Origin of the sequence: Streptomyces glaucus (assembly GCF_039533365.1) — a bacterium.
GTDB lineage: Bacteria > Actinomycetota > Actinomycetes > Streptomycetales > Streptomycetaceae > Streptomyces > Streptomyces glaucus.
The window spans coordinates 61382-87137 of the sequence record NZ_BAAATK010000011.1 but is presented as its reverse complement, the minus strand read 5'-3'; the positions used below and the strand labels follow the sequence as shown (position 1 = coordinate 87137).

The window sequence follows — 25756 nt, the reverse complement described above, 5'->3', positions numbered from 1 at the left end:
TCAGCGGCTCCCGGCCGGCTCCGACGCGGGGGCGGCTCCCGTGTCCCCGGTCGTCGCGTGGTGGCGTCCGATCGGCAGGACGAGGGGCTTGCCCGAGACCGGGTCCTCGATGACGCGGCTGTCCATGCCGTAGACGGCCCGGACCGTGTCCTCGGTCATCACCTCCTCGGGCGTTCCGGCGGCGTGCAGCCGTCCGGCGGCCAGGGCGACGAGCCGGTCCGCGTAGCGGGCGGCCAGGTTGAGGTCGTGCAGGACCATGACGATCGTGGTGCCGCGGGTCCGGTTCAGGTCGGTCAGCAGGTCAAGGACCTCGATCTGGTGGCTGATGTCGAGGAACGTGGTGGGCTCGTCGAGCAGCAGCAGATCGGTCTGCTGGGCCAGCGCCATCGCGATCCACACGCGCTGGCGCTGGCCGCCGGAGAGTTCGTCGACCGCCCGGTCCACCAGTTCCGTCGTCTGGGTGGCCTCCAGCGCGGCGGCGACCGCGGCGTCGTCCTGGGCCGTCCAACGGGAGAAGGCCCGCTGGTGGGGGTGGCGGCCCCGGCCGACCAGGTCGAGGACGGTGATGCCCTCGGGGGTGACCGGTGACTGCGGCAACAGCCCGAGGGTGCGGGCGAGTTCCTTGGCTGGGGTGCGGTGGACCTCTTTGCCGTCCAGGACGACCCGGCCGGTGCGCGGGACGAGCAGCCGGGACATCGAGCGCAGCAGCGTCGACTTGCCGCAGGCGTTGGCGCCGACGATCACCGTGATGCGCCCGGCCGCGAGGGTCAGGTCCAGGCCCTCGATGACGGCGCGGTCGCCGTAGCCGAGCGTGAGGTCCTCGGTGGCGAGGGTGTGGGACGCGGTCACAGTGAGCCTCCGGCCCGGTTGGTGCGGACGATCAGGTAGACGAGGTAGGGGGCGCCGAGGACGCCGGTGACGACGCCCACGGGGTAGCGGGTGTCGAAGGCGTACTGGCCGGTGAAGTCGGCGACCAGGACGAGCAGGGAGCCGACCAGGCCGGCCGGCACCAGCAGGGGGCCGCCGGTTCCGGTGAGCCGGGCGGCGATCGGCCCGGAGAGAAACGCGACGAAGGCGATCGGTCCGGCCGCCGCCGTGGCGAACGCGATCAGCCCGACGGCGGCGACGATCACGGTGACGCGGGTGCGTTCGACGCGGACGCCGAGCGCGGAGGCCGTGTCGTCGCCCAGGCTCAGCGCGCTCAGGTCGCGGCCCTCGAACAGCAGCACCGGGCCGAGCGCCAGCACGGCCAGGACGGTGGGCACGGTCTCCTCCCAGGTGGTGCCGTTGAGGCTGCCGGTGAGCCAGCGCATCGCCGCCTGGAGGTCCCACTCACCGGCCCGGGACAGGACGTAGGAGGTGACGCTGTCGAGCAGGGCGGCGATGCCGATGCCGATCAGGATGAGCCGGGTGCCGGCGACCCCGTCGCGGAACGCGAGGACGTACACCAGCAGCGCCACCGCGAGCGCGGCGGCGATCGCCAGCACGGACACCTGGGTCTCGCTCAGCGAGAAGGTGACGATGGCGATGGCCGCCGCCGCGCTCGCCCCCGCGCTGATGCCGATGATGTCGGGGCTGGCGAGCGGGTTGCGGAGCATCGTCTGGAAGGTGACGCCGGCCATGCCGAAGCTGAACCCGGCGGTCAGGGCGAGCACCGCGCGCGGCAGCCGCAGTGTGCCGACGGTGAAGGAGGCGCCCGGCACCTGCTCGCCCGTGATCACGCGCAGCACGTCGGAGGCCGGGTAGAAGGTGTGCCCGGCCATGAGCGTGGTGGCGAACGCGGCGACGACGAGGACCAGCAGGGCGCAGACGATCAGCCGTCGCCGGTACGCGCGGCGGACCCGCGTGCGGGTGACCGTGCGCAGTGTGGGCGGGGCGGTGACGACGGGGGCGCTCACAGTGATCCGACCTTCTGCCGGCGGACGATGTGGAGGAAGAAGGGGACGCCGACGAACGCGGTCACGATGCCCACCTCGATCTCGGACGGCCGGGCCACGATTCGCCCCACCACGTCGGCGACCGTCAGCAGGACGGCGCCGCTCAGCGCGGAGAACGGCAGCAGCCAGCGGTGGTCCACGCCCACCAGCAGCCGGCAGGCGTGCGGTACGACGAGTCCGACGAAGGCGATCGGGCCGGCGGCGGCGGTGGAAGCGCCGCACAGCACGACCGCGCCGAGCGCGGCGCCGGCCCGTACGAGGGCCACCCGCTCGCCGAGTCCGGCGGCCAGCTCGTCGCCCAGGGCGAGGGAGTTGAGGGCGCGGGCGGAGGCCAGGCAGACGACGAAGCCGACGGCGAGGAACGGCAGGACGCTGCCGAGCTGCGCGTGGGTGGCGCCGCCGACGCCGCCGATCTGCCACAGCCGGAAGGTGTCGGAGATGTCGTTGCGCGGCAGGACGACGGCGCTGACCAGTGAGGCGAGCGCGGCCGAGATGGCGGCACCGGCGAGGGCCAGCTTCAGCGGGGTGGCGCCGCCCCGGCCCAGCGAGCCGACGGCGTACACGAACCCTGCGGTCACGGCCGCTCCGGTCATCGCCGCCCAGATGTATCCGGACACCGACGCTAGGCCGAAGTGGGCGATGCCGGTGACCACGGCGAGCGAGGCGCCCATGTTGACGCCGAGGATGCCGGGATCGGCCAGCGGGTTACGGGTGACGCCCTGCATGACCGCGCCGGACAGGCCCAGGGCGGCGCCCACGACGACGGCGAGGAGGGTGCGCGGTACGCGGTTGGCGACCGCCGCCTCCTCCAGGGTGGCCTCCGCTCCGCCGAGCGCCGCCCAGACGTCGGCCCAGGCGACGTCGCGGGAGCCGAAGGCGAGGGAGGCCGTCATGGCGGCGAGCAGGACCGCGGCGACGACGAGGAGCCAGGTGACGCGCACGCGCGCCGGACGCCGCAGCGGGGCGGTGTCCGACACGGGCGGGGTCTCGGTGACGGTCACGCTGCCTTGTCCGCGGCTTCGGCGAGCGCCTTCACGTAGTCCTCCAGGACGTACGGGATGGACAGCGGGGTCGGGTTGGCGGCGGTGGCCAGCGGGGTGCTGCCGGGCAGCAGGTAGATGGAGTCCCGCTCGACGGCGGCCAGCTTGGAGGTGAGCGGGTCCTTCTTGAGGGCCTTCAGCAACTCGCCCTTGTCGTCCCCGTAGCCGGTGATGATGTCGACGTCGTTGAAGTCGTCGATGTGCTCGGCGCTCTTGGTGAGGACGAACTTCTTCGTCGCCCCGGACGGTCCCAAGACGCTGGCGGGGATCTTCAGGCCGAGGTCGGTGAAGAACTGCGTGCGGGTGTCGTGGGTGGTGTAGAAGCCGACCTGGCTGACGTTCTTGGACGACACGTGCGTCATGAACATCGCCGTCTTCCCCTTGAGCTGGGGGTACTTCGCGGCGGTCTTCTCGATCTGCCCCTCGAGGCCGGCGATCAGTTCGTCGCCCTCGTCGGCCAGTCCGATGGCCTTGCTGTTGAGGCGGATGATGTCGCGCCACGGGGTCGCCCAGGCGGCCTCGGGGTAGGCCACGACGGGGGCGATCTGGCTGAGAGTCTCGTAGTCCTGCTCCGTCAGCCCGGAGTACGAGGCGAGGATGACGTCGGGCTTGGTGTCGGCGACGGCCTCGAAGTCGATGCCATCGGTCTCGTCGAACAGCACCGGGGTCTTGGCGTTCAGTTCCTTGAGCCGTTCCTCGACCCAGGGCAGCACGCCGTCGCCGTCGTCGTCGCCGAAGTCGGCCCTGGCCATGCCGACGGGGACGACGCCGAGGGCGAGCGGCACCTCGTCGTTGGCCCAGTTCACGGTGGCGACGCGCTGGGGCTTGGAGGGGATCTCGGTGGTCCCGAGCGCATGCTCGATCGTCACGGGGAACCGGCCGGCGCCCTCGGCACCGGCGGAACTGCTGTCGTCCTCGTCCACGGACCCGCCGCCGCAGGCGGTGAGTCCCAGCAGGAGGGCCGCCGCGAGGGCGCGCGTACGGAGACGTGGGGTTTTCATCGACCCGGTTTCACTTTCGGTCGGGGGTGCCGGGACTCGCACGTCCGGACCGCGGACTGTGGGTCGTGGAGCAGGGCACCGGACTTGCTACAGCAAGTTAGGTAAGGCTTGCCTTCACAGGTTATGGAGCGAAGGCTCGCTGATCAATCGAGCCTTTTCGACAGCCCTTGTAGCGATCGGGACACGCAGGCGGGTGGCTCCGCCGCAGGGAAGGCGTCCGCCCCGACGTTCTCAGCGCGCCCGGAACCTGCCGGGCGTCATGCCGGTCGTCCGCCGGAAGGCCGCGCCGAAGGCGCTCGCCGAGCGGTAGCCGACCGCGTCGGCCACCACGTCGACCTCGTGCCCGAGGGAGAGGAGCTGCACGGCGTGCTGGGCCCGGACCGAGGCGACCCAGCGGGCGAAGCTCGTACCCGTCTCGGCACGGAAGGCGCGAGTCAGCGTGCGCGCGCTGCAGCCGAGGACGGCGGCCCAGCCGGCCAGTGTCCGCTGGTCGGCTGGGTCGGCCCGCACCCTGTCCACGATCGGCCGCAGCAACGGGGACGTGGGCAGCTGCACCAGCAGCGCCCAAGGCGACGGCCGTAGGACGTCGAGCACCATCGCCTCGGTCACGGCCCGGGAGCGAGGCGGCAGTTCCGCCTCTTCGAGCCGCTCCAGGAGCAGCCGGAGCAGCGGGGTGATCTCCACGGCCACCGGCACGTCGGGCAGCGCCGACTCCGTGCCGTGCCGGAAGAAGTGGGCGCGGTAGGAGGTGCCCGCGACCGCGGAGGCGGAGTGCAGCTGCCCGGCCGGCATCCACAGTCCCAGCGTCGGCGTGATGCACCACACCTGGGAGCCGACCACGGCGGTGGACGTGCCGTGCTCGTTCCAGAGGAGTTCGTGCCACGGGTGCGAGTGCTCGTTCCACGCGGTGTCGGCGGCGACGACCTCCTCGTACCCCTGGATCACGAAGGGCACGTCCACCTCGCCGGCGGCGAGCGTCGGCAGGTCCCTGGTGACACGCATGCGCCCAGGCTAACCGGAGCCGGATCTTCACGGCCGCGCGTCCCGCCTCGGGGCGGCGCCGGAGAACCGGACCAGCGCTGGACCGCAGCGCCGGAGGGAGGCGGATCCTGTGGGACTCGTGAAGTCGTCGCTGCTGGTGGGAGCTCGCGTGCGAGTTCTCCCGACGGTGGCTGGCACGCCGAACCAGTGATCATCTATTGCCGTACCGGGCCACCCGGGCGTGCTGTCCGTGCCTGCGGTCCTGTTGCGCCGAGACATGGCCGAGGACGCCGGACTTCTGGTGTTGCGGCACGAGAACGCGGTGCTGCGACGGCGACTCGCCGATCCGGTCCGCTACGAGCCAGCGGACCGGTTCCGGCTGGTCGCGCGGTCGTCGCCGATACCGCGCCGGCGCTGGAGCCGTATCTTCCCGGTCACGCCGACAACGCCGCCGGCCTGGCACCGCGGTCTGATCGCCGGCCTCGGCGCACGCGTCGAGCCGCTCCGCTCCGTTCTCCGCGACCGCGACCGCGAGTACACCGGCTCCTTCGACGCCGTCTTCGGGGCCGAAGGCATGGACGTGCCGCTCAGTGCACCACAGGCGCCCCGCAGGAACGTTCACTGCGCGCGAGCGGCCGGCACGATCCGGCCCGACGTCCCCGATCACATCCTGACGGTGGACGACGCCCACGCCCACCAGGTTCTCGCTGCGTACCAAAAGCACCACAACACACATCGGCCACACCGGCCACGAGACCAACGGCCACCCGAGGCCCGGGAACGGTCCGCGGCATCGCACGATCGCATGCCCGGCGGACTCCTGCGCGCCCCCGTCCTCTCCGGGGTCGCCAGCGAGTACCGGTACACGGCTCGAGCCGCAGCGATGACTCCACGAGCTCCACGGGCCGGGGTCACCCTGCCTCGCCGGGGGCCGGGTGGCGGCCGGGGTCCTCCGGACGGTGCCGGGCGGCGGGGTGGCGGCAGCGCCAGACGCCCGTAGAGGCCATGGTTACTGCGACCGAGGGCGGGAGTCGTCCCGTCAGGGCGCGACAATCGGCGCGGGCGGTGTCCATCGGCGGGTGCGGGGCACATTGTCGGTGACGCCGAAGTCCTTTTTCAGCTGCTTGGGGATGGCGTAGTGCATGACGCGGCCGCGGGTGAGGGAGGACAGCTCGAAGACGGTGGTGAGGTGTCCGAGGCGGTCCAGCGCCCAGGCGCCCAGCGGTGAGCGGTCTTCGATCGTCTCCAGTACGCCCAGCAGGTGAGGGACGACCTTGACCACGCTGTCCCAGGCAGTGCGCGGGACCTGGAGCCAGTCGGCGCAGGTGTCGCCGATCAGGTGGCGGATCAGGGCGGAGACGATCGGGTCGAAGAAGGTGCCGGGGACGACCTCCTCATAGAGGTCGATGAGCTGCCGGGTCAGGCGCGCGCCCTCTTCGGAGGGTCCCATGTGCCGGATCATGTACAGGTCGAGGAATTGGCGGGCCTCCTCCAGGGACTTGGGAACGGCCTCCTGGTCGACGCCGAGCATGGCGCCGACCACCCGCCATGCGTAGTAGTAAGCTTCGGCGCCTTCGACGCTCATATGGATGCCGAGGCGGTGCAGGCTGTCCAGGACGAGCAGGGAGAAGAACATCTGTCCGCCGATCATGTCCTCCTGACAGATCGGCGTGCCCAGTTCCTTGGCGTCCCAGCGGTTCTCGCGCCTGAGATGGTGGCGGATGGAGGCGTGGAGCAGCCGGACCTTCTGCGCGGCGGGGATGAAGCGGCTGCCGGCCTCGAAGGCGTCGGGCTGCATCAGGTAGACGGTGAACTGGCCGGTCTCCGCCATCCGCTTGGAGGGGTAGTTCAGCCCGTGTGTCGTGGACAGCAGCTTCGCCACGTGCGGGACGACGTAGCAGGCGGGCATGGCGGCGAAGGACAGTGCGGTGGAGATGTGCACGTTGTTGTCGATGAAGAACAGCCGGGCCTTCTCCATCTCCTCCCAGTCCACCCAGGCCGGGGGCACGCTGGTGGCCTGAAGGTATTCGCGGGCGACGTCGGGCAGTCCGTCGGGCAGAGGTGAGCCGGCGGTGGATACGTGGCGCATGAGGGTGTTGAACTTGTCCACCTCTTCCCGCTCGAACAAGGTGGCCACGACGGCGTCGGCGAGTTCGTCACCTGCCCGGCGCAGGGCGTTCATCGAGGCTTCGGTGTAGGTCATGACAGCAGTCCCTCTCGGCAAGCTGCACGGCTGCGGCTGGGAGCCGTTGGGCAGGCGGGTCAGTGGTGGCGGTCAGTGGCAAGGTGAGCGAGGTCGGTCAGGGCCCGTCGCGCCGGGTGAGGCATGTCCACCCCGTCCAGGTGGCTGATCGCCTCCTGCGTCCGGGAGGTGATCATGCTTTCCACCTGCTCCGGAGCCTTGAGCGTGATCATCAACTCGCGGATGTCGCGCAGATGCTCGTCGGTGAGGTCCCGGCGGCCCAGCACACTGGCGAGCTGCTCGCGCTGTGCGGGCAGGGCGGCCTGCCAGGTCATGGCCAGCAGAGCGGTGGGCCGCTGTCCGCGGATGTCGTCCAGGCAGGCCTTGCCCGTGCGGCCGGGTTCTCCGAACAGGCCCAGCAGATCGTCACGCAACTGGAAGGCCTCGCCCAGCGGAAGTCCGTACGCGGACAGGCCGGCGCGTAGGTGCGGCGCAGCGCCGGCGAGCAGGCCGCCGAGGAGCAAGGGCTGCTCCACGGTGTACTTGGCGGTCTTGTACCGGACCACCTTCAAGGACACTTCCGCGTCCGGGCGGCTGCCGGTGGTCAGAATCTCCAGGCATTGGCCGGCGATCAGCTCCCGCGGCAGTTCGGCCCATATCGGCCTGGCTCTGGCCAGGTAGGCGGCGGGCAGGCCGCTGGTGGTGAACAGCCGACCCGCCAACGCCATCAGATGATCGCCGATCAGCATGGCCAACGAGCGGGCAGCAGCACGCGCCCGCGGACGGCCGACAAGAGTGGTCTGCAGGGCGATGTGGGCAGTGGGCAGGTTATGGCGCAGAGGACTGTCGTCGATCAGGTCGTCGTGGACGATCGCTGCGGCATGGATCAGCTCCATGGAGGCTGCCGCGCGCACCAGGGCGTCGCTGTCGGGCTGGCCGGCCGCACGCCACCCCCAGTAGCAGAACGCCGCCCGCAGTCGCTTGCCGTGCCCGGCCGCCGCCCGCAGTTGCTCAGCCACCGGCTGCAGAGCCTCGTCAATCGCGAGCAGCTGCTCGGTCTCCTCGGTCAGGAAGTCCGCCAAGAGGGTGTCGATGCGTGCTTTGAAGTCGACCGGGTTCCAGCGGTCAGACATCGCCACCGGGTGCCGTCTGCCGGGCCAGAACGTGCTGGGCCAGCACCTCGAGGTGGGCGGGGGGAGCAGCAGCGTAGCGGTCGAGGGTGATGCGGCCGCGGGCCATCAGGTCCTGCTGCGCATCGCGTGCGATGTCGGGCCCGTCGGAGCGGCGCAGCAGCTGCTGCACAGTACCGACGGCCGAACTGATGGTGGTGACGGCCAAGTCCGCCAGGCCGGCCATGAGCAGCACCGCCTGCTCGTCCAGCCCCCGGCTGCCGTGCGGAGTAGCTGTCATATCGATGCCCCCTGCAGTGTCGGTCGCGTGCGGCACACACCGACTCGGGGCGTACGCCAATCACAGCATGACCTGACGATCACACCGCTTGACCCGCGTTTCACTATCGAGCGACACAGGGGAACAAACGTCCAGCGCACAAGCCATGGGACCTTGACCCCGGTTCCTGGACACGGGTTATGCGGCTTGCGTCAGCGAAGTTGATGTCGTTCGGAAGGCGTTCTCGTAGGCGATGGGGCTGCGGTGTCCGAGGCGGGAGTGACGGCGTCGGACGTTGTAGCGGTGCAGCCATCGGAACGCGTCGAGGCGGGCCTCGTGCTCGCCGGCCCAGTGCTTGCGGCCCTGGGGGGTTTCGCGTTTGAACGTCGCGTTGAAGGACTCGGCGAGTGCGTTGTCCGCGCTGGAGCCGATCGCGCTCATGGACTGGCGGACGCCGGCCCTGCGGCAGGCGTCGGTGAAGGCCCGGCTGATGTACTGGGCTCCGTGATCGGTGTGCAGGACCGCTCCGGCGAGGCTGCCGCGGGTTTGTTCGGCGGCGGCCAGGCGTCGGTGACGAGATCGGTGCGCATGTGGTCCGCGATCGCCCAGCCGGCCAGGCGGCGTGAGGCGAGGTCGGTGACGGTGGCCAGGTAGAGGAACTTCCCGCTCTCCAGGGGGAGACAGGTGATGTCGCCGACGTACTTGGTGTTCGTCTTGCGTGCGGTGAAGTCGCGGCCGATCAGGTCCGGGGCCTTCGCCGCGGCCGGGTCCGCAATCGTGGTGTGGTGCCTGCGGCGCAAGCGCACGCCTGCCAGGCCGATGATTCGCATCACGCGTGCGACCCGCTTGTGGTTGACCCGCTCGCCCGCCTCGCGGAGCTCGGCGGTGATCCTGGGGACGCCGTAGGCGCCGTCCGGCTCGCGGTGCACGGCCCGTATCCGTGCGGCGAGAGCGGCGTCGGCCGCCTGCCGGGCGGCCCGGTCGGCGGCGGTGCGGCGCCAGTAGTAGAAGCTGGAGCGGGCGATGCCCAGGACGGTGGACAGCCGCTTCACGCCGTAGCGGCGCTGGTGGTCGGCGACGTACTGGAAGGGGTTCACCAGCGCGTCTGGCCGGCGAGATACTTTGCCGCCTTCCGCAGGATCTCGCGCTCTTCCTCCAGCTCGCGGATCTTCTTGCGCAGGACCGCGTTCTCCGCCTCCAGCGCAGTGGGCGGCTCAATGGACGCCCCGGCCCGGCGGCCCCGCGGCCGGCTCGCACCAGCCGCCCTGACCCAGTTCCGCAACGTCTCCGGGTTCACCCCCAAGTCAGCGGCGACCTGCCTGATCGTCGCTTCGGGTCGCGACTGGTACAGCGCGACCGCATCCGCCTTGAACTGCGGCGGATAGTTCTTCATGACCACGAGATGTCCGTTCTCAGATCCTCCGGATCCAGTGTCTCGTGTGTCCAAGATCAGGGGCCAAGGCCCCAGTGGGGGTGGTGCGGGGCAGGCCGGCCGGGCCGTAGGTGTGGGTGCGTTCGCCGGTGTCGTCGACGAGGCCGAGGACGTTGCCGGTGGCGTCGGTGAGGCAGTAGTACGCCTTACCCCCAGTCGTCATGGAATTCAGCGTGCCCGCCGGTTCGCGGATGAATACGGTGTCGACGCCGTGGGTGGCCGTGGAGGCGAGGCCGAGGGCGGTGTGGTGGAACCAGGCCGAGCCGAGCGTGGTGCGTTCGGCGTTGTCCGTGCCCGCGTGGACCAGGTCGTAGGTCCTGCTGCTTGCTGTGGAAGCGGGGCAGCAAGCCGTTGATCGCCGACGCGGCGTCGCCCACGGTTCCGGACCGGGCAAGGTGCGCTGGGTCGTCGGGCGCGCCTTCGCCCGGCTGCACCGGTTCAAGCGGCTACGGATCCGCCCGGAAGGCCGGACACGTGCATGAGAAGGGATGGCCGGCCCGCATCAGGTCTGGGGTCGGAGCCGGTCGTCGAGCGCGGCACCGACTTCGGGGCAGTTGGTCCGGATGGTGTCGAGGAAGGCACGCAGCACCGGGGAGTGATCGCGGGCCGCGAAGGACAGGACGAGATCGGGCAGGGGCGTGCGCGGGGTCACTGCACAGAACCGCACTCCCGGACGCGGGACCGCCCTCATGCGGGACGGCCCCAGGCCGACGCCCACGCCGGAGGCGGCGAGGCCGATGATCGTGTGCACGTCCCTCGCGACGATCGCGCCGCCGAGAGCCGATGAGTCCGTGCCCAGCAGTGCGCGCAGTCCGGCGACGACAGCGGGCTCGTCCTCGCCGGCCGACACGATCAGCGGCTGTCGCCGCAACTGGTCGGCACTCACCGACTGTCGCCCCGCGTACGGGTGCGCCGTACTTACCACAGCGATCACGTGGTCGCGTCCGATCGGGACGGACACGAGATGCTCGGCTCCGGCACCTCGTGGGGGGCCGAGGGTGATGGCCACGTCCAGCTCCCCGGCGACGAGAGCCGGGCTGCTGCGGCTGGTTGCCATCTCGTGCAGTTCCAATCTCACGTCGGGTCGTTCACGGCCGAACCGGCTCAGGACGCCCGGCAGCGGGTCGAGCAGTGCCGAGGCGATGAAGCCGAGGCGCAGACGTCCCGTCTCGCCGCGCGCGGCCCGGCCCGCGTCGACCGTGGCCGCCGCGATCTCGTCAAGCGCCCGGCGGGCCCGCGCGAGGAACGCCTCGCCGGCGGCGGTCGGGAACACACCCTGACGTGTGCGGTCGAACAGCCGGACCCCGACCTCGCGTTCCAGGTCGGCGATCTGCCTGGACAGCGGCGGCTGTGCGATGCCCAGCTCGCGGGCCGCCCGGCCGAAGTGTTCGTGCTCGGCGAGAGCAACCGCATACCGCAGGTGTCGCGCTTCCATGCCCCTGCCCTCGTCCCATCGGTCCCGTCGACTGCTGGCAATACCTCAAAGGTATCGCCGTGCCACTTACCAGATCTATGGATGGACGGCGCTGTGGTTCCTGCCCGGAATGGAGCCATGAAGAACGTATCTCTGACCGACACCGTCTTCGTCCTCGTGCACGGTGCCTGGCACAGCTCCGGACAGTGGGCGGCGACGCAACGCGCGCTGGCCGGACTGGGCGCTGCAAGCGTGGCCGTCGACATGCCGGGACACGGCTTCGACGCACCCCTGCCCACCGGATACCTGCTGCCCGGCCAGCCGGGCCTGCTGACCGAGAAGTCACAGCTCGCCACCCTGACGATGGACGACTGCGCCGAGGCGGTACTGAGCGTCCTGCACCAGGTGCGTCACCATCGCACTGTCGTGCTCGTCGCGCACAGCGCGGGCGGCGGTCCCGCGTCCCTGGCCGCGGAGCGGGCGCCCGAGCTGGTGGACCGGATCGTCTACCTGTCCGCTTTCGTCCCGGGCGGGCGGCCGCGGTTCTTCGACTATCTGGGCTCACCCGAGAACGCCACCGCGCTGGGCCAGAACCTGAACCTCGGCGACCCCGAGGCCCTGGGCGCCGTACGGATCAATCCGTTCTCGCCGGATCCCGCCTACCTCGACGAGCTGCGGGAAACCTACTACCACGACACCCCCTTGGACCGCTTTGACCGGTGGCGGTCCGCGCTGAGCCCTGATCTGCCCCTGGCGATCCCGACGGCTCCGGTCACGCTGACCGCAGCACGGTGGGGACGAATTCCCCGAACTTTCCTGCGCTGCGCCGAGGACCGGGCGCTGGCACCGGCCGCGCAGGACCTGATGATCGCGGAAGCCGACCGGGCCTTTCCCGGCAATCCGTTCATCGTGCATACGCTGCCCGGCAGCCACAGCCCGTTCGCTGCCCGGCCGGGCGAACTCGCCGCGGCCCTCGCCTCGTGAGCCGGCATCGGCCCGTGAAGGGTTCCCCGTCCCTGAGCCGGGAACGGCTCGACGCCGGTGGCGGCGGGCGGCTCGTGCTGCCGTCGTGCTGAGCGCGACATTCGTGCAGTTGCTCAACGTCACCGCCGCGCGGATCGCCGCCCCGGCGGTCCGGCCGACCTGGGTGCCGGCTCAGGCGCCGTGCAGCTGATTCTGGCCGGGTACACCCTGGCCTACGCCTGTTTGCTCATCACGGCCGCGCGCCTCGGCGACCGGTACGGCTACCACCGGCTGTTCGTGCTGGGCACCGTCGTCTTCACGGCCGGTTCAGTGGCTGCCGCGCGTGCTCCCGATGCCGCGTTCCTCATCGCAGCCCGGCTGGTCCAGGGCGCGGGCAGCGGCTTGGTCGCCCCGCAGGTTCTGCCGATCGCCCAGGTCGCCGTCCCCGCTGCCCGGCGCCCACGGGCTCTCGGCCTGTTCGGTGCCCCGATGGGAGTGGCGTCGCTGGCCGGGCCGCTGATCGGCGGACTTCTCGTCGGAGCCGACCTCTTCGGTCTCGGCTGGCGCTCGGTGTTCCTGGTCACGGTGCCGGTGGCACTCGTCTCGCTCGCGGGCGCGACCGTGCTGCCTCGCACGCGAGGCGCGGCCGGACAGCGCGTGGACGGGGTGGGCGTGTTGCTGACCACCGTGGGCTTCGGTGCGCTGTGCTGCCGCTCGCGCTGGGAGGGGAAGCCGGCTGGCTCTGGTGGACATGGGCCACGCCGGCCGTGTCGGTGGCCGTCCTGGGCAGTCGTGGCGCACCCGCGCCGGCCCGCCGACACGGGTCAGCCGTGCTCACGATCTCGGCGCCGGTACTGGCGGGGACGGCCCTGGCTCTCGCGCCGCTCATCGGCACGGCAGCCGGACGCTGGGCAGCGTTGCCGGTCCTGGTCTCGGCGGCACCGCGTTCGGTTCGTTCACCGCCTCGGTGTTCGCTCTGGTGCCGGCGAGGGCGGACGGCTCCGCGGCCGGTTCCGTGTCCGGGCTGTTGTGTTGCCCACGGCTCAGCAGCTGGGCGGGTCGATCGGGGTGGCTGCGGCGGGGCTCGTCCACTTCGCACCCGCCGCCGGCCCGGCTGCCGCGTTTCGGCACGCCATGATCTACGAGGCCGCCGTCTTCACCGTCACCGCGCTGATCAGCCTTCGGATGCGCGATCGGAACCGATCAGCCGTGCCACGGGCAGATGCAGCGCGTGCCGCGGGGACGTTCGGAACACCTGGATCGTGAGCCCGGCGAAGCGCCGGGATGCGAGGCAGCAGGCTCGTGAGCCCCAACGCCGAGCCGGCCTGCGGCATCATCTGCCTCCGCTGTCTGCGAACCTCATTCCGAAACGACCAGTAAGCCCGTTGCGTGCCTGAGAGTGCTTCAACCCCGTACTCGCCCCCGGCCAAGCCCGCCAGCCACGCGAGCGCGCCGCCGGTGAGCGGAAATCCACGCCGGCCAAGGAATACGGCATCAGCCGCGAAACCGTCTACCGCCACCTGCGGACCGCAACCGCCACAGGCGTCCCGGACTGAGCCGATCGAGGTCGCCGCTGGTGAGCCCGGTGGCCGAACCCGCCAGCGAGGCGTCAGATCACGTGGCACCGAACCGCACCCTCTGCGCGGTCCCTGTTCGCCTCCCGTTCAACGCGGTGGTGGAGACGAACGTCCATGCGGTGCAGCTGTACCGGTCGCTCGGCTTCGGCGTGCTGGGCACCGTGCCGGAGGGCTTCCGGCACCCGACGGAGGGCTACGCCGGGCTGCGCATCGTGCACCGCGCGCTGTGACCGGCGGTATCCGGGGCCCGTCCCCCCGGATGCCGCTAGATTACGGGTGACGAGGGGGTTGCGGTATGAGCGTCGAGTTATCAGAGGTCATCGCCGAGCTTCGGGCCGAGCTCTCGGCGGCGATGCACGCCGGCGACGGCGAGGAGCTGCGTTTCGAACTCGGTCCGGTGGAACTGGAGCTGACCCTGGCGGTGTCCAGGGACGCGGGCCCCTCCGCGAAGGTGAAGTTCTGGGTGGTCGAGATGGGGGCCGACGCGAAGTTCTCGACGCAGTCGACCCAGCGGATCAGGCTGAGTCTCGACCCGCGCCGGACCAGCGCCCCGGACTCCCGCATGATGATCACGGGCGACTCGCTGCCGGGTGAACGGTGACGTCGGGGGTGGACGTCCGCCGCGTCGCCGAGATCATCGTCGATGCCGGGGGCCGTGCCCCGCAGCGCGGCTCCGGTTACCGGATCCGCCCGACGGCGGTCCTGACCGCCGCGCACGTGGTGAACGGCGCACGCTCGATCCGCGTGCGGTTCGACGGTGGCCTCAGGACCGAGTGGGCCGCCGACGCCACCGTGGCCTGGTCGTGCCCGGAGCACGACATCGCCGTCCTGGCCATGGAGGGCCGCGCCGAGGCCCTGCCCGAGACACCGTTGGGCGGGATCCCCGACGACAGGGTCCTGCGGCTGAAGGCCCTGGCGATCGGTTTCCCGCGGTTCAAACTGCGGTCGGACGACGACGGCAGGACGTGGTACCGCGACACCCACCAGGCGGACGGCTCGATCGGGACGGCGTCCAACCGGATGCAGGGCACCCTGGAGGTCAGGGTGGCGGCGCCGCGCGCCGAGCCGGACGGCGCCGTCTCGCCGTGGGAGGGCATGTCAGGGGCCGCGCTGTGGTGCCGCGACCGGATCGTCGGCGTGCTGGCGCGGCACTACGGGAAAGAGGGCGACGGCAGCCTGACGGCCTTTCGGGTGGACCGCTGCGTCGCAGCCCTCGGCACCGGCGACCGCCTCCGCCTCGCGGAGCTGGCCGGGACACCGCAGTCGGGGCCGCTGCCCCCCGTCCTCCCGCCGACCCGGCACGACGTGGTCAGGCGGGTCCATCAGGCGGCCGTCCGTGAGGACTTCGCGCCCCTGCGACTGCGGGACCGCGAGGAGGAACTGTCCGGCCTGGCGGCGTTCTGCGCGGGCCGGCAGCCCTACGCATGGGTGCGGGGCGAGGCCTGGGCCGGGAAGACGGCGCTGCTCTCGTGGTTCGTGCTGAACCCGCCGCCCGGGGTGGAGGTCGTGTCGTTCTTCGTCACCCGGCGCCTGCCCGGTGCGGCCGACGGCGACGCGTTCACGGCCACGGTCGCGCGGCAGCTCTCCGCGTCGGCGGACGGCGAGTCCGGCAGCGGGGCCGCGTCCCACCGGCGCGGCCGGCTCGCCTCGCTGTTCGAGTCCGCGGCGTCACGGGCGCGCGGGAACGGCAGGGTGCTGCTGCTCGTCGTCGATGGTCTCGACGAGGACAGCGGCGCCCTCGGCGGCGACTCCGCCAGCATCGCGGCACTGCTGCCCCGGCACCCGCCGGACAACATGCGGGTACTGGTGTCCAGCCGGCCGGACTTCCGCCTGCCGGCCGACGTGCCGGGCGACCACCCCCTGCGGACGTGCCCGGTGCGTGAACTCGCCGCGTCCCCGCACGCACGCCTGCTGGAGCACGACGCCTCGACGGAGCTGGCGCACACACTGCGGGACACCGGCGTGCGGCGACAGGTGCTCGGGTTCGTCGCCGCAGCGCGTGGCGGGCTGACCGGCACCGACCTGGGCGAACTCACCGGACGCGAACCGGACGACATCGACGCCCTGCTCCGGGCCGACCTCGGACACAGCGTCACCGGCCGGTCGTCGGCGACCGGGCAGCTCACCTACTTCCTCAGCCACGACACGCTGCAGACCGCGACCGAGCAGAGCCTCGGCACGGAGATCGACGACCTGCGCGACCGGCTGCACCGCTGGGCGGACGGCTACCGGCGGCGCGACTGGCCGGACAGCACCCCCGCCTACCTCCTGTACGACTATCCCAACCTGCTCATGGCCACCCGGGACCTCGCCGGTCTCGCCCGGTGCGCCACCGACCGGGCGCGGCAGGACATGCTGCGTCGACGCACCGGCAACGACTTCCTGGCCATCGCCGAGATCGACATGGCCTACCAGCTCAACGTCCGGCAGCATGCCACCGATCTGCCGCTGGCGCTGCGCCTGGCCCTGTGCCGCGACGAACTGGCCCGCCGGTACGAGCACATGCCCAGCATCCTGCCGGCCGTGTGGGCCAGGCTCGGCGCGTACGAGCAGGCCGAGTCGCTCGCCCGGTTGCACGGCGGGGTGTCGCGGTACTGGGCGATCCGGCAGGTCGCCGAGACCATCGCGGAGAACGGCGACCGGCAGCGCGCCGAGGCCGTCGCCGGGTGGCTCGACGACCACGCGACGCTTGCCGTGGTCGCCGAGGCGGCCGGCGACCACGAGCGAGCCGACCGGATCGCCCTGGACCCGACCCGGCAGGATCGTGAGCTGCTCGACCGTCTTTCGGTGGCGGCCGAGGCGGCCGGCGACCACGAACGGGCCGAGCTGCTCGCGCGCGCCTGCGGCTACCCCTCGCTCACGGCGCGCCGGGCCCTGGCCGCGGCGCGGCGCGGTGACTTCGCCCGGGCCGAGTCGCTGGCCCGGTCCGTGGGTGTCGCCGACACCGGCGACGACGTGTACGCCGGCTGGTACGACGGTGACGACGCCCTCGTCGAGCGCGCCGAGACCCTGGTCGGCGTGGCCGAGGTCGCGGCCGAGCGGGGTGAGCACGCGCGGGCGCGGGAACTCGCCGCAGCCGCACGGGAACTCGCGCGCGCGATGACCGACCCGGTGGGCCACCAGCAGGTACTCGCCCGGTTGGCGGCCTTCGACGGGGACTGGGATCGCGTCGAGGACCTGTTGCACGAGGCGGACGAGTTCGACGATGTCTACCAGTCGGAGTGGCTCGTGGAGCGCATGGCGCGGGCCGGCGAGTACGACCGGGCGGAGGGGGTCGCCCGGCTGATGCCCGCGGGCGCCTCGCCGGCCTGGAATCTCATCCGGCTCGTCGAGGTCATGGCCGAGAAGGGGGACTACCAGCGGGCCGAACATCTCGCCAGGTCGCTGCCCAGGGCGTTGGACACCGCCGAGGCCTTCGCCCGGTTGGCCTGGGTCGCCGCCGGCGCGGGCGAGCAGGACAGGGCCCGGCGGTTCATCGCCGGGTGCGAGGGTGCGATGGGCTCGACGGACTACGCCAGGATCCAGGCCGACGGGCTCATCGCCGTCCTGGAGGCGGTGGGGAGGTCCACCGCACCCGAGGACCGCGACCGTGCGCGTGCGCTGATCAGGCTGGCCAAGGCGAAGATCCACCAGATCGGGGAGCCGGGACGGCGGCGGCACGTCTTCGAACGTCTTGTCATGGTGATCTCCGCGACCGGCCACGCCTCGAGGGCCGACTCCATGCTGCGGTCCTCGCACGTGCCGACCGACCAGGCGTGGGGACAGTGCGTCCTGGCGGACGAGGCGGCCAGAAAGGGCGACCGGGCCCGGGCGGCGGCCATGCTCCGGTCGGCGTCCCCGGTCATGCGCGCGGCGCCGGCCTCCCCCGGCTACCGGCACGGCCTCGGACTGCTCGTCCGCGTCGCCACGTTGATCGGCGAACAGGACGAGGCGGCCACGGTGCTGCACGGCATCGGTGACCCGGCCGACCAGCTCAGCGCGCTGAACCTGCTCACCAAGGGCACCGACGACGCCGACCCCGCCCACGTGGAGCCGCTCGCGCGGGGGATCGCCGAACCCTACTACCGGGCGTGCGCGCTCACCGACCTGGCGCTGATGGCGGCCCGGGCGGGCGCTCGCGAGCACGCGGGGCGACTGCTGCGCGACGTACCGGGCATCGCGGCGTCCTGCCCCAGGAGACACGAGATCCTGATCGTCCTGGAAATGGTGATCAAGGCGGCGATCGAGCTCGGCGACCGCGAACTCGCGCGCTCGGCCGTCCTCCGGGCGCAGGAGCTGGCGCTGCGGGAGAAGAACGGGCCGACCCTGGCGTCGAACGTGCGACAGATCCTGCACGTCGCCGCCCCGGTCTGCGACCGCGACGAGATCCAGTCGATGATCGAGCACGCCGAGGACGCCGTCTGGCACTGGAGCCAGGGCGACCGGGATCACGCACTGACCCTGCTCGTCCGCGAGGTGGCGCACGACGCCCGGGACCACGATCTCGCCGAGAGCCTGGCCGGATCCGTGAGCGGCACCGACGACAGGGCGCAGACGCTGGCCGAGATCGCGGCAGCCCTGGCGGACGCCGGTGCCGCCGACCGCGCCCGGGCCGTCTTCGCGCGGGCCGTCACCACCTTCGGCACCGGGGCGGTACCGAACCCGTCCGGCGCGCTCCAGGCCCTGGCGAAGGCCGCGGACCGGATCGGCGAGCACGACAGGGCCGACGAGTTCGTGTCCCGGCTGCACTCGCCCGGTGACCGAGCGCGGGCGTTGACGGGACTGGTGGAGTCCGATCTGGCGATGCGGGATCGCTGCACCGAGCCGGAGGCGCGGGACCGGCACGCGCGGCGCGCGACCAGGCGTGCGGCGCAGGCCCTGGCCGCCGAGGTCTGGACGGAGATCCACTGGAAGTTCCAGGACGGCACGGGGCCGCTCACGCTCGCCGTGCGGGTGGACCCGCGCTGCGTCGACGCCCTGCTCGAAGCCGGAAGGTGACCCGCGCACCCGGCCGGGCGCCCGACCGACGGTGTGGTCGGCCTCGGGACTGGTGGGCTCGCATGTCGAGGTGTCGTGTATTCGCTGGGTATCCCTGACTTCGGTCACGGCGAGTAGCTGGTTCAGGGTGGTTTTCCACGAGTCAGGCCGGGACGATGCGGGGATGGCGAGCGATCCGGCGGAGCCGTCGGCTTCGGAGTCGGCCGAGGGCATGCGCGCTGCGCTCATGCATGCCCGGTGGGACCCGGCCGGTGATCCGGCGGTCGCCGTTGATGTGCTGGGCGCCTTGGTCGAAGGCGTATGGGGCCCGGTCGATTCAGTGGCGGCCGGACAGATCGTTTTCGACTCGGAGGCCTTGGGAAGGGCGTACCTGTTCTGTGCTTCGATGAACAAGGCCCTTGATCGGAATCACCCGGCGCAGCCGCCTGCTCACCAGGGCTTGTCGAGCACGGAGCATCTCGCCCTCGTGCAGCCCCTGCTGCCCGGATCTCATCGGCGGCAGCAGGAGGTACTACAGCTTCTGAACCGGGAGTCTCCGCCGGACGACTGATCTCGCGAGCGTGTGGAGCGACGAACCGAGCTCAGGCGCAATCACCGTGTGTGGTCGCCGGGAGCGTATCGGCGCCAGGTTCCTCCAGCTTCGGTGACCAGGCGGGTGGCTGTCTTGCCGTGGTGACCGAGGGCCTTCGCGATGACGGGAGCCGGGGCTTGGAGGACGAGCTGTCGGATCGCGGAATTCCTGCCGCGCTGCGGCAGGACGCCGGTCTCGCGCAAGCGCACTTGAAGGCTGACCGGGTTCATCGGCCGGCCGGGCTGGCGTCCGGGGAAGAACCACCGTGAGCTCCTGCTGCCGGCACAGGGCAGATGCTGGCAGGACTGGACGTATGTCGGCATGAAGTCAGCGACGGGTGGCTTTGCGCATGTTCACCGACAGCGTTTGTCGATGAATCGGGGAGGCAGTTGGGGACCGCGGAGCCAGGAGATGTTCGTCAGTTTCGAAGGCAGCAGCCGGTTGCCGTGTCTGCCGGCGTCCGGCCGTTGTCGGTGAGCCTTTTCCAACCTGACGGGTGGCTGGGTCGGCGCCCCGGTTGCGGGCATGAAGAAAGCTCCCGGTAGACGGGTTCACGGCCAAGATCACCAGTCCGTCAGGGGCTCTCGTGCTTGTCCACTCGTCTGCCATCGACCTGTCCAGCCGCACCCTGCAGCGTCTCGCCGGTCTGCTCGCGGGGCACCGGCGCCGGATCGGCTCTCGCCGGCGCCTCCTCACCTGCGGCCGGCAAGCCCTGCTCGTCCTCGCGCACCTGCGCTGCGGTGACACCTACGCCCGCCTCGCGACGGTCTACCGCTACATACGCGAGGCCGTCGCCCCCCTGGCCCCGCTCGCTCCGACGCCGGAGCAGGCCATGGACACGGTCCGCAGGAAGGCGTACACGATCCTCGACGGCACGCTCCTGCCGATCGACCGCATCGCCGCCGACCGCCCACCACTCCGGGAAGAAGAGGCATCACGGCATGAACGCGCAGGTTCTCGCCGACCCGGCCGGTATCGCACGCCCTTCAGGGACAGCGGCACCAGCGCGTTGAAGATCACCGCCGAGAGGATCGCGGAGTCCGGCGAGGACAGGTCCATGACGTTGAGCTCGTCCAGGCCCGGGTGGGCGGCGGCGAACGGAGCGGGGGTGATCGCGAAGTACTTGGCGACGTCGTTGGCGACGGAGAACGTCGTCAGCGCGCCCCGGGTGATCAGCAGCTGCTTGCCGATCTCGACGATCTCGATCAGCTTGGTGGGGTTGGAGTCGAGGTCGACCATGTTGCCGGCCGCCTTGGCGGCCGACGTTCCCGTGTTCATCGCCACGCCGACGTCCGCCTGCGCGAGCGCCGGGGCGTCGTTGGTGCCGTCACCGGTCATCGCGACGAGCTTGCCGCCGGCCTGCTCCCGCCTGACGAGGGCCGTCTTGTCCTCGGGGGTGGCTTCGGCGAGGAAGTCGTCGACGCCCGCCTCCCCGGCGATCGCCTTGGCGGTGAGCGGGTTGTCACCCGCGATCATGATCGTCTTGATGCCCATGCGGCGCAGCTCCTCGAACCGCTCCCGCACGCCCTCCTTGACGACGTCCTCGAGGTGGATGACGCCCAGGACCCGGGTGCCGCCGGTGTCCTCGACGGCGACCAGCAGCGGGGTGCCGCCGGCCTCGGAGATACGGTCGGCGACGGTGCCGGCGTCCCCGGCGACCCGGCCGCCGCGCTCCTCGACCCAGGCGACGACCGAACCGGCCGCGCCCTTGCGGATCTTCCTGCCGTCGATGTCCACACCGGACATGCGGGTCTGCGCGGTGAAGGCGATCCACTCGGCGCCCGCCAGTTCGCCCTGGTGGCGCTCGCGCAGCCCGTACGTGGCCTTGGCCAGGGCGACGATGGAGCGGCCCTCGGGCGTCTCGTCAGCCAGGGAGGAGAGCCGGGCGGCGGCGACCTCGGCCTCGGTGGTGCCGCGCACCGGCACGAACTCGGCGGCCTGCCGGTTGCCGAGCGTGATGGTGCCGGTCTTGTCCAGCAGCAGCGTGGAGACGTCACCCGCTGCCTCGACCGCCCGGCCCGACATCGCCAGGACGTTGCGCTGCACCAGGCGGTCCATGCCCGCGATACCGATCGCGGACAGCAGGGCGCCGATGGTGGTCGGGATCAGGCACACCAGCAGGGCGACCAGCACCACCGTCGACAGGGGGGAGCCCGCGTAGCCGGCGAACGGTGGCAGGGTCGCCACCGCCAGCAGGAAGACGATCGTCAGCGAGGCGAGCAGGATGTTCAGTGCGGTCTCGTTCGGCGTCTTCTGCCGGGCCGCGCCCTCGACCAGGTCGATCATCCGGTCGATGAAGGTCTCGCCGGACTTCGTCGTGATCTTGACGACGATGCGGTCGGAGAGGACCTTCGTACCGCCGGTCACGGCCGAACGGTCACCGCCCGACTCGCGGATGACGGGCGCCGACTCACCGGTGACGGCCGACTCGTCGACGGACGCGACGCCCTCGATGACGTCACCGTCGCCCGGGATGACGTCTCCCGCCTCGCAGACGACCGGATCGCCGACCTTCAGCCCGGTGCCGGGTACCCGCTCCTCGGTGCCGTCCGGGAGAAGGCGGCGCGCGACCGTGTCGGTCTTCGCCTTGCGCAGGGTGTCGGCCTGCGCCTTGCCGCGGCCCTCGGCGACCGCCTCCGCGAGGTTCGCGAAGATCACGGTGAGCCACAGCCAGGCGCTGATCGTCCAGCCGAACCAGTCGCCCGGGTCCGTGACGGAGAGGACCGTCGTCAGGACCGACCCGACGAGGACCACGAACATCACGGGGGACTTGACCACCGCCCGCGGGTCGAGCTTGCCGAACGCGTCCGGCAATGACTTCAGCAGCTGCTTGGGGTCGAACAGGCCCGCGTCGACACGGCCCTCGGGGGTCTTGTGGCCCGTCGGCGCGTCCTGGTGGGGCGCCAGGGTGGGAGTGGACATGCGGTCCTCTGGCTTCTGAGTGCGGGTGGTCATCACGCCAGCCCTTCGGCGAGCGGACCCAGCGCGAGGGCGGGGAAGTACGTGAGACCGGTGATGATCAGGATCGCTCCGACCAGCAGGCCGGTGAACAGCGGCTTCTCGGTGCGCAGGGTGCCCGCGGTGACCGGCACCGGCGTCTGCCGGGCCAGCGAGCCGGCGAGGGCCAGGACGAACAGCATCGGCAGAAAGCGGCCGAGCAGCATCGCGATGCCGAGCGTGGTGTCGAACCACCGGGTGTCCGCGTTCAGGCCGGCGAAGGCCGAGCCGTTGTTGTTCGAGGCGGACGTGTAGGCGTACAGGATTTCGGAGAAGCCGTGCGCACCGCTGTTGGTCATGGAGTTCGCCGGGGTCGGCAGGGCCATCGCGACGGCGGTGAAGACCAGCACGAGCGCCGGTGCGACCAGGATGTACAGGGCCGCCAGCTTGATTTCGCTGGTGCCGATCCTCTTGCCCAGGTACTCGGGGGTGCGGCCGACCATCAGGCCGGCGATGAACACCGCGACGACGGCCATGATCGGCATGCCGTACAGGCCGGAGCCCACGCCGCCGGGCGCGATCTCGCCCAGCATCATGCCGAGCAGGGTTCGCCACCGCCGCCCGCCGCGCCGGCCGCACCCTCGGACGCATCGGCCGCCGCGGCGGCTGGGCCGACGGCTCCCGCGCCCTGCTGAGCTGCGCGGAGGAGGGCGACCGCTGGGAGCGCAACCCCGTCGCCGGACACCGGCCCAACCCCGCCACCGCCCGGCCACCGGCCCGGAGGACGGCATGATCACCACCCGCTGGCGCCTCCTGGGCGGATCGGCGCGGGGGGTGAACCTTTGACGCCCGCGATCCGTCTTGCTCCCCGTACACCGCACGCAGGGCGGCGGCCGCACAGCCGGACGGCCCTCTACCGAAGGAGACATATGACCTCCTGGCGTTCCCGTATCGCCGCCGCGGCCGTGGCAGGCGCGGCCCTGCTCGCCGTTCCGCTGACCGCGGGCACAGCCTCGGCCTTCCCCACCGACCCCGACGGCTTCCACCTGGCCGGCGGGTTCCCCACGCACCACGCCTGCCAGGTCGAGGGACGGGACTACATCGACCACAACACCCAGGGATACCGCGAGTTCCAGTGCCGGTGGAACAACGGCATCTGGGAGGTGTGGGTCCGCTAGCCGGACTCCTCGCCCTTACCTCCCGGGCGCCGGCGCCGGCCTGCGCCCGGGAACGTGAACGGTCTCGAAAAGGCCCTCGGGGCGTATCCGGACGGAAATCAGCGGTAGCCGCCGGCCCGGATCATGGTCCGGTCGGGATGAGGGCGCTGACGCGATTCTCGTACTCGCGGTACTCGTAGGCGTCCCGGATCTCCCACGCGTGCTCGTAGGCCGGCTTGGGCCGCTCGGTGTACCGCTTCGCCGACGACGCGTCCTCGGTGCCGAGCTGCGCGACCAGATGCTCGATCACCGGCCACGGCGCATCGAGCGGATCGTCGGGGAGGAACCGACCGATGTGGCGAGATACGCGCCAGAAGGGGCAACGGGATGATCTTGAAGCCCCGAGCGCCGGGCCTGCCCCGTATTCCGGAGGGACACCCGTGCTGTTCTGCCGGCGGCAGAACACCGGCCGGACCGGGCTCGACGATCACTACAGTCCAGTCTCATGACGGCGATTACGACGCGTACGGTCGAGTACCCGGCGGACGGTTTGACGATGATCGGGCACCTCGCGCTCCCGGCCGGTGTCGACCGTCGGCCCGCGGTGCTGCTCGGACCAGAGGGCATGGGGCTCAGCGACGTCGAACGCCGCCGGGCCGATGCTCTCGCCGAGCTGGGATATGTAGCGCTGGCCTTCGACCTTCATGGCGGGCGCTATTTGGGTGACCCCGAGGAGATGCTGGCCCGTTGCCTGCCACTGCTCGCTGATCCCGACCGGATGCGGGAGATCGGCCATGCGGCGCTCGACGTGTTGCGCACCGAGCCCCGGACCGATCCCGACCGGATCGCCGCCGTCGGCTACGGAACCGGGGGCGCCGTCGGGCTGGAACTCGGGCGCGGCGGCGTCGACCTGCGCGCGATCGGGACAGTCAACGCAACTACCACGGGCCGACCGGGCGAGGCGGCGCGCATCCGCTGCCCGGTGTGGGCCGGGGTCGGGTCGGAAGACCCGATCATGCCGCCCGCGCAACGGAACGCGTTCACCGCTGAGATGCAGGCCGCGGGCGTCGACTGGCGCCTCACGGTCTACGGCGGGGCCTTGCACGCCTTCCACCATCCGCCGGTCGACCACCCCGTGGTCCCCGGCGTCGGCTACCACCGGCAGCACGCGCAGCGAGCCTGGCGCGACGTCGTCGCCCTGCTCGCCGAGTGCCTGCCCGTGACGGAGGACCTGGGGGCATGACCCAGGCAAACACGCTGGTGCCAGGCCTGGTCGGCGTCGCGCACCGACAGTCTCCTCCCCTCGAACCCTCACAGCAGACCCGCATTCGGACAGTCGTGCGGTCGCAAAGACGCACTCCCGACTGCCGCAGGGAATACCGGACTCACTGCGACGGAGCCCCGGCCGTGATCGTCGCGACCTGCGGCGGACCGTTCCGGCTTCCAGGGCGAGATGTACGCACTTACTGCGGCGTCACTGTGCTGACCACGCGTAAAGCCGCATCAGGATCTGCTCATCGCCCCCTTGCCGCGCATCTCGGCTGAACCCCGGCTCGGCGGCCTGTTCCAGCAGGGATCGTGCGGAGTCCGCGCAGCGCATCGCGGTCTTCTCGTCGAGCCCGAGGACCTCCGCGAGACGGAGTGGGCCGGGCCCGTGGGTCAGGGCTTCTTCACCTCGCTTGCGGGCCGTGGGCGAGGAGACTCACACACAGCGGCCGTTCCCTTGAGTTCCGTGACCCGGCATCTCGAAGCGTGGAGAACGGCCGCGTCCGCCCTGAGTCGGGCGGCTGGAACGGTGCCGACACCGTTGGCGCCTTCTGTGTCCCATGACGGGTCGTCCGTCCCGGGCAGCAGCCGGCCGCACGCGGCGCCGGACTCGGCGCGTACCGGCGGTGTGGCGCCGGCCGCCGCGGGCACGGGAGCGGCGTGGCCGGCGGCCCGGTATGCCGATGGCAGTCATGAGGAACCCCCAGGGCAGGGGTCGGTCAGCGATGGGCGCCGCGTGGGCCGGACGGGCACGTCGACCGCCGCGGGGCGGTGAGCAGCACACGGCGACGGGCGCCGTACCAGATGAAAGGTACGCCCTCGTGTTCCCCCCGAGGCGTGCCCGGGAGCGATCGCCCGGTTGCGGCTCCCCCCGGTCTGCAAGAACCTGTATCCAGGGCCTTCGAGCCTGTATCCGGGGCCTTCGAGCCTGT

At 71.5% G+C, this 25756-nt stretch carries 18 protein-coding genes and 7 pseudogenes; 11 read left to right on the top strand and 14 right to left on the bottom strand.

Annotation, left to right across the window (positions count from 1 at the left end; genetic code table 11):
- The 5 genes from ABD363_RS11225 to ABD363_RS11205 all read right to left on the bottom strand — a co-directional run bounded on the left by ABD363_RS11225 (position 1) and on the right by ABD363_RS11205 (position 4980).
- Positions 1-849, bottom strand: coding sequence for an ABC transporter ATP-binding protein (locus tag ABD363_RS11225; protein WP_344602250.1), 849 nt, complete (start codon positions 847-849; stop codon positions 1-3).
- The gene (locus tag ABD363_RS11220; protein WP_344602248.1) at positions 846-1898 is read right to left on the bottom strand and encodes a FecCD family ABC transporter permease; all 1053 of its coding nucleotides are present in this window, start codon (positions 1896-1898) and stop codon (positions 846-848) included. The genes ABD363_RS11225 and ABD363_RS11220 overlap by 4 nt, the downstream gene beginning before the upstream one ends.
- On the bottom strand, positions 1895-2938 hold the full coding sequence (locus ABD363_RS11215; RefSeq protein ID WP_344602246.1) for a FecCD family ABC transporter permease: 1044 nt from the start codon (positions 2936-2938) through the stop codon (positions 1895-1897). The genes ABD363_RS11220 and ABD363_RS11215 overlap by 4 nt, the downstream gene beginning before the upstream one ends.
- Positions 2935-3978: an iron-siderophore ABC transporter substrate-binding protein gene (locus tag ABD363_RS11210; protein ID WP_344602244.1), complete on the bottom strand. Its 1044-nt coding sequence runs from the start codon at positions 3976-3978 to the stop codon at positions 2935-2937. Before ABD363_RS11210 ends, ABD363_RS11215 begins: the two co-directional genes overlap by 4 nt.
- A 231-nt stretch (positions 3979-4209) precedes the next feature.
- Positions 4210-4980 carry a helix-turn-helix transcriptional regulator gene (locus ABD363_RS11205; RefSeq protein WP_344602242.1) on the bottom strand — a complete coding sequence of 257 codons (771 nt, stop codon included), beginning with the start codon at positions 4978-4980 and terminating at the stop codon, positions 4210-4212.
- Between the two features lie 256 nt (positions 4981-5236).
- Here ABD363_RS11205 and ABD363_RS11200 point away from each other — a divergent pair, with 256 nt between their 5' ends.
- A complete protein-coding gene (locus ABD363_RS11200; protein ID WP_344602240.1) occupies positions 5237-5959 on the top strand; it encodes an integrase core domain-containing protein in 723 nt (240 codons plus the stop codon).
- A gap of 39 nt (positions 5960-5998) precedes the next feature.
- Here the strand turns inward: ABD363_RS11200 and ABD363_RS11195 are convergent, their stop codons facing one another.
- From ABD363_RS11195 to ABD363_RS11175, 5 genes and pseudogenes are all read right to left on the bottom strand, one after another.
- Entirely contained in the window at positions 5999-7162 is a 1164-nt protein-coding gene (locus ABD363_RS11195) for an oxygenase MpaB family protein (protein ID WP_344602238.1), read from the bottom strand.
- Between the two features lie 59 nt (positions 7163-7221).
- Positions 7222-8274 carry a polyprenyl synthetase family protein gene (locus tag ABD363_RS11190; RefSeq protein ID WP_344602348.1) on the bottom strand — a complete coding sequence of 351 codons (1053 nt, stop codon included), beginning with the start codon at positions 8272-8274 and terminating at the stop codon, positions 7222-7224.
- Positions 8267-8551, bottom strand: a complete 285-nt coding sequence (locus tag ABD363_RS11185) for a polyprenyl synthetase (RefSeq protein WP_344602236.1) — start codon at positions 8549-8551, stop codon at positions 8267-8269. Before ABD363_RS11185 ends, ABD363_RS11190 begins: the two co-directional genes overlap by 8 nt.
- Before the next feature lie 177 nt (positions 8552-8728).
- Positions 8729-9929, bottom strand: a pseudogene (locus ABD363_RS11180) (IS3 family transposase).
- 13 nt (positions 9930-9942) lie between these two features.
- Positions 9943-10125: a hypothetical protein gene (locus tag ABD363_RS11175; protein WP_344602234.1), complete on the bottom strand. Its 183-nt coding sequence runs from the start codon at positions 10123-10125 to the stop codon at positions 9943-9945.
- 196 nt (positions 10126-10321) lie between these two features.
- Here ABD363_RS11175 and ABD363_RS11170 point away from each other — a divergent pair.
- Positions 10322-10432 (top strand): annotated as a pseudogene (locus ABD363_RS11170) (IS5/IS1182 family transposase); the annotation flags it as partial.
- A gap of 32 nt (positions 10433-10464) precedes the next feature.
- On the opposite strand, the gene ABD363_RS11165 reads toward ABD363_RS11170, so the two are convergent.
- On the bottom strand, positions 10465-11397 hold the full coding sequence (locus ABD363_RS11165; RefSeq protein WP_344602232.1) for a LysR family transcriptional regulator: 933 nt from the start codon (positions 11395-11397) through the stop codon (positions 10465-10467).
- A gap of 117 nt (positions 11398-11514) precedes the next feature.
- On the opposite strand from ABD363_RS11165, the gene ABD363_RS11160 reads away from it, so the two are divergent.
- The 7 genes and pseudogenes from ABD363_RS11160 to ABD363_RS11130 all read left to right on the top strand — a co-directional run.
- Complete coding sequence (locus ABD363_RS11160; protein WP_344602230.1) at positions 11515-12360, top strand: alpha/beta hydrolase; 846 nt, start codon at positions 11515-11517, stop codon at positions 12358-12360.
- Positions 12361-12540: 180 nt separating this feature from the next.
- Positions 12541-13605, top strand: coding sequence for an MFS transporter (locus ABD363_RS11155; protein WP_344602228.1), 1065 nt, complete (start codon positions 12541-12543; stop codon positions 13603-13605).
- 391 nt (positions 13606-13996) lie between these two features.
- A pseudogene (locus ABD363_RS11150) lies at positions 13997-14146 on the top strand (GNAT family N-acetyltransferase); the annotation flags it as partial.
- Positions 14147-14211: 65 nt separating this feature from the next.
- A complete protein-coding gene (locus ABD363_RS11145; protein ID WP_344602226.1) occupies positions 14212-14517 on the top strand; it encodes a trypco2 family protein in 306 nt (101 codons plus the stop codon).
- 8 nt (positions 14518-14525) lie between these two features.
- Positions 14526-18893 (top strand): trypsin-like peptidase domain-containing protein, encoded by a 4368-nt coding sequence (locus ABD363_RS11140; RefSeq protein WP_344602224.1) that lies wholly within the window; start codon positions 14526-14528, stop codon positions 18891-18893.
- A gap of 163 nt (positions 18894-19056) precedes the next feature.
- Positions 19057-19443 carry a hypothetical protein gene (locus ABD363_RS11135; protein WP_344602222.1) on the top strand — a complete coding sequence of 129 codons (387 nt, stop codon included), beginning with the start codon at positions 19057-19059 and terminating at the stop codon, positions 19441-19443.
- A gap of 607 nt (positions 19444-20050) precedes the next feature.
- Positions 20051-20438, top strand: a pseudogene (locus ABD363_RS11130) (IS5/IS1182 family transposase); the annotation flags it as partial.
- Here ABD363_RS11130 and kdpB read toward each other — a convergent pair.
- A pseudogene (gene kdpB, locus ABD363_RS11125) lies at positions 20431-22419 on the bottom strand (potassium-transporting ATPase subunit KdpB); the annotation flags it as partial. The pseudogenes ABD363_RS11130 and kdpB overlap by 8 nt on opposite strands.
- A pseudogene (locus ABD363_RS11120) lies at positions 22419-23009 on the bottom strand (potassium-transporting ATPase subunit KdpA); the annotation flags it as partial. The pseudogenes ABD363_RS11120 and kdpB, both read right to left, overlap by 1 nt.
- Positions 23010-23330: 321 nt before the next feature.
- Here ABD363_RS11120 and ABD363_RS11115 point away from each other — a divergent pair.
- Positions 23331-23579, top strand: coding sequence for a hypothetical protein (locus tag ABD363_RS11115; RefSeq protein ID WP_344602220.1), 249 nt, complete (start codon positions 23331-23333; stop codon positions 23577-23579).
- Positions 23580-23733: 154 nt separating this feature from the next.
- Here the strand turns inward: ABD363_RS11115 and ABD363_RS11110 are convergent.
- Positions 23734-23919, bottom strand: a pseudogene (locus ABD363_RS11110) (DUF4158 domain-containing protein); the annotation flags it as partial.
- Positions 23920-24063: 144 nt separating this feature from the next.
- On the opposite strand from ABD363_RS11110, the gene ABD363_RS11105 reads away from it, so the two are divergent.
- Positions 24064-24801, top strand: a complete 738-nt coding sequence (locus ABD363_RS11105) for a dienelactone hydrolase family protein (protein ID WP_344602218.1) — start codon at positions 24064-24066, stop codon at positions 24799-24801.
- Positions 24802-25756: the final 955 nt, after the last annotated feature.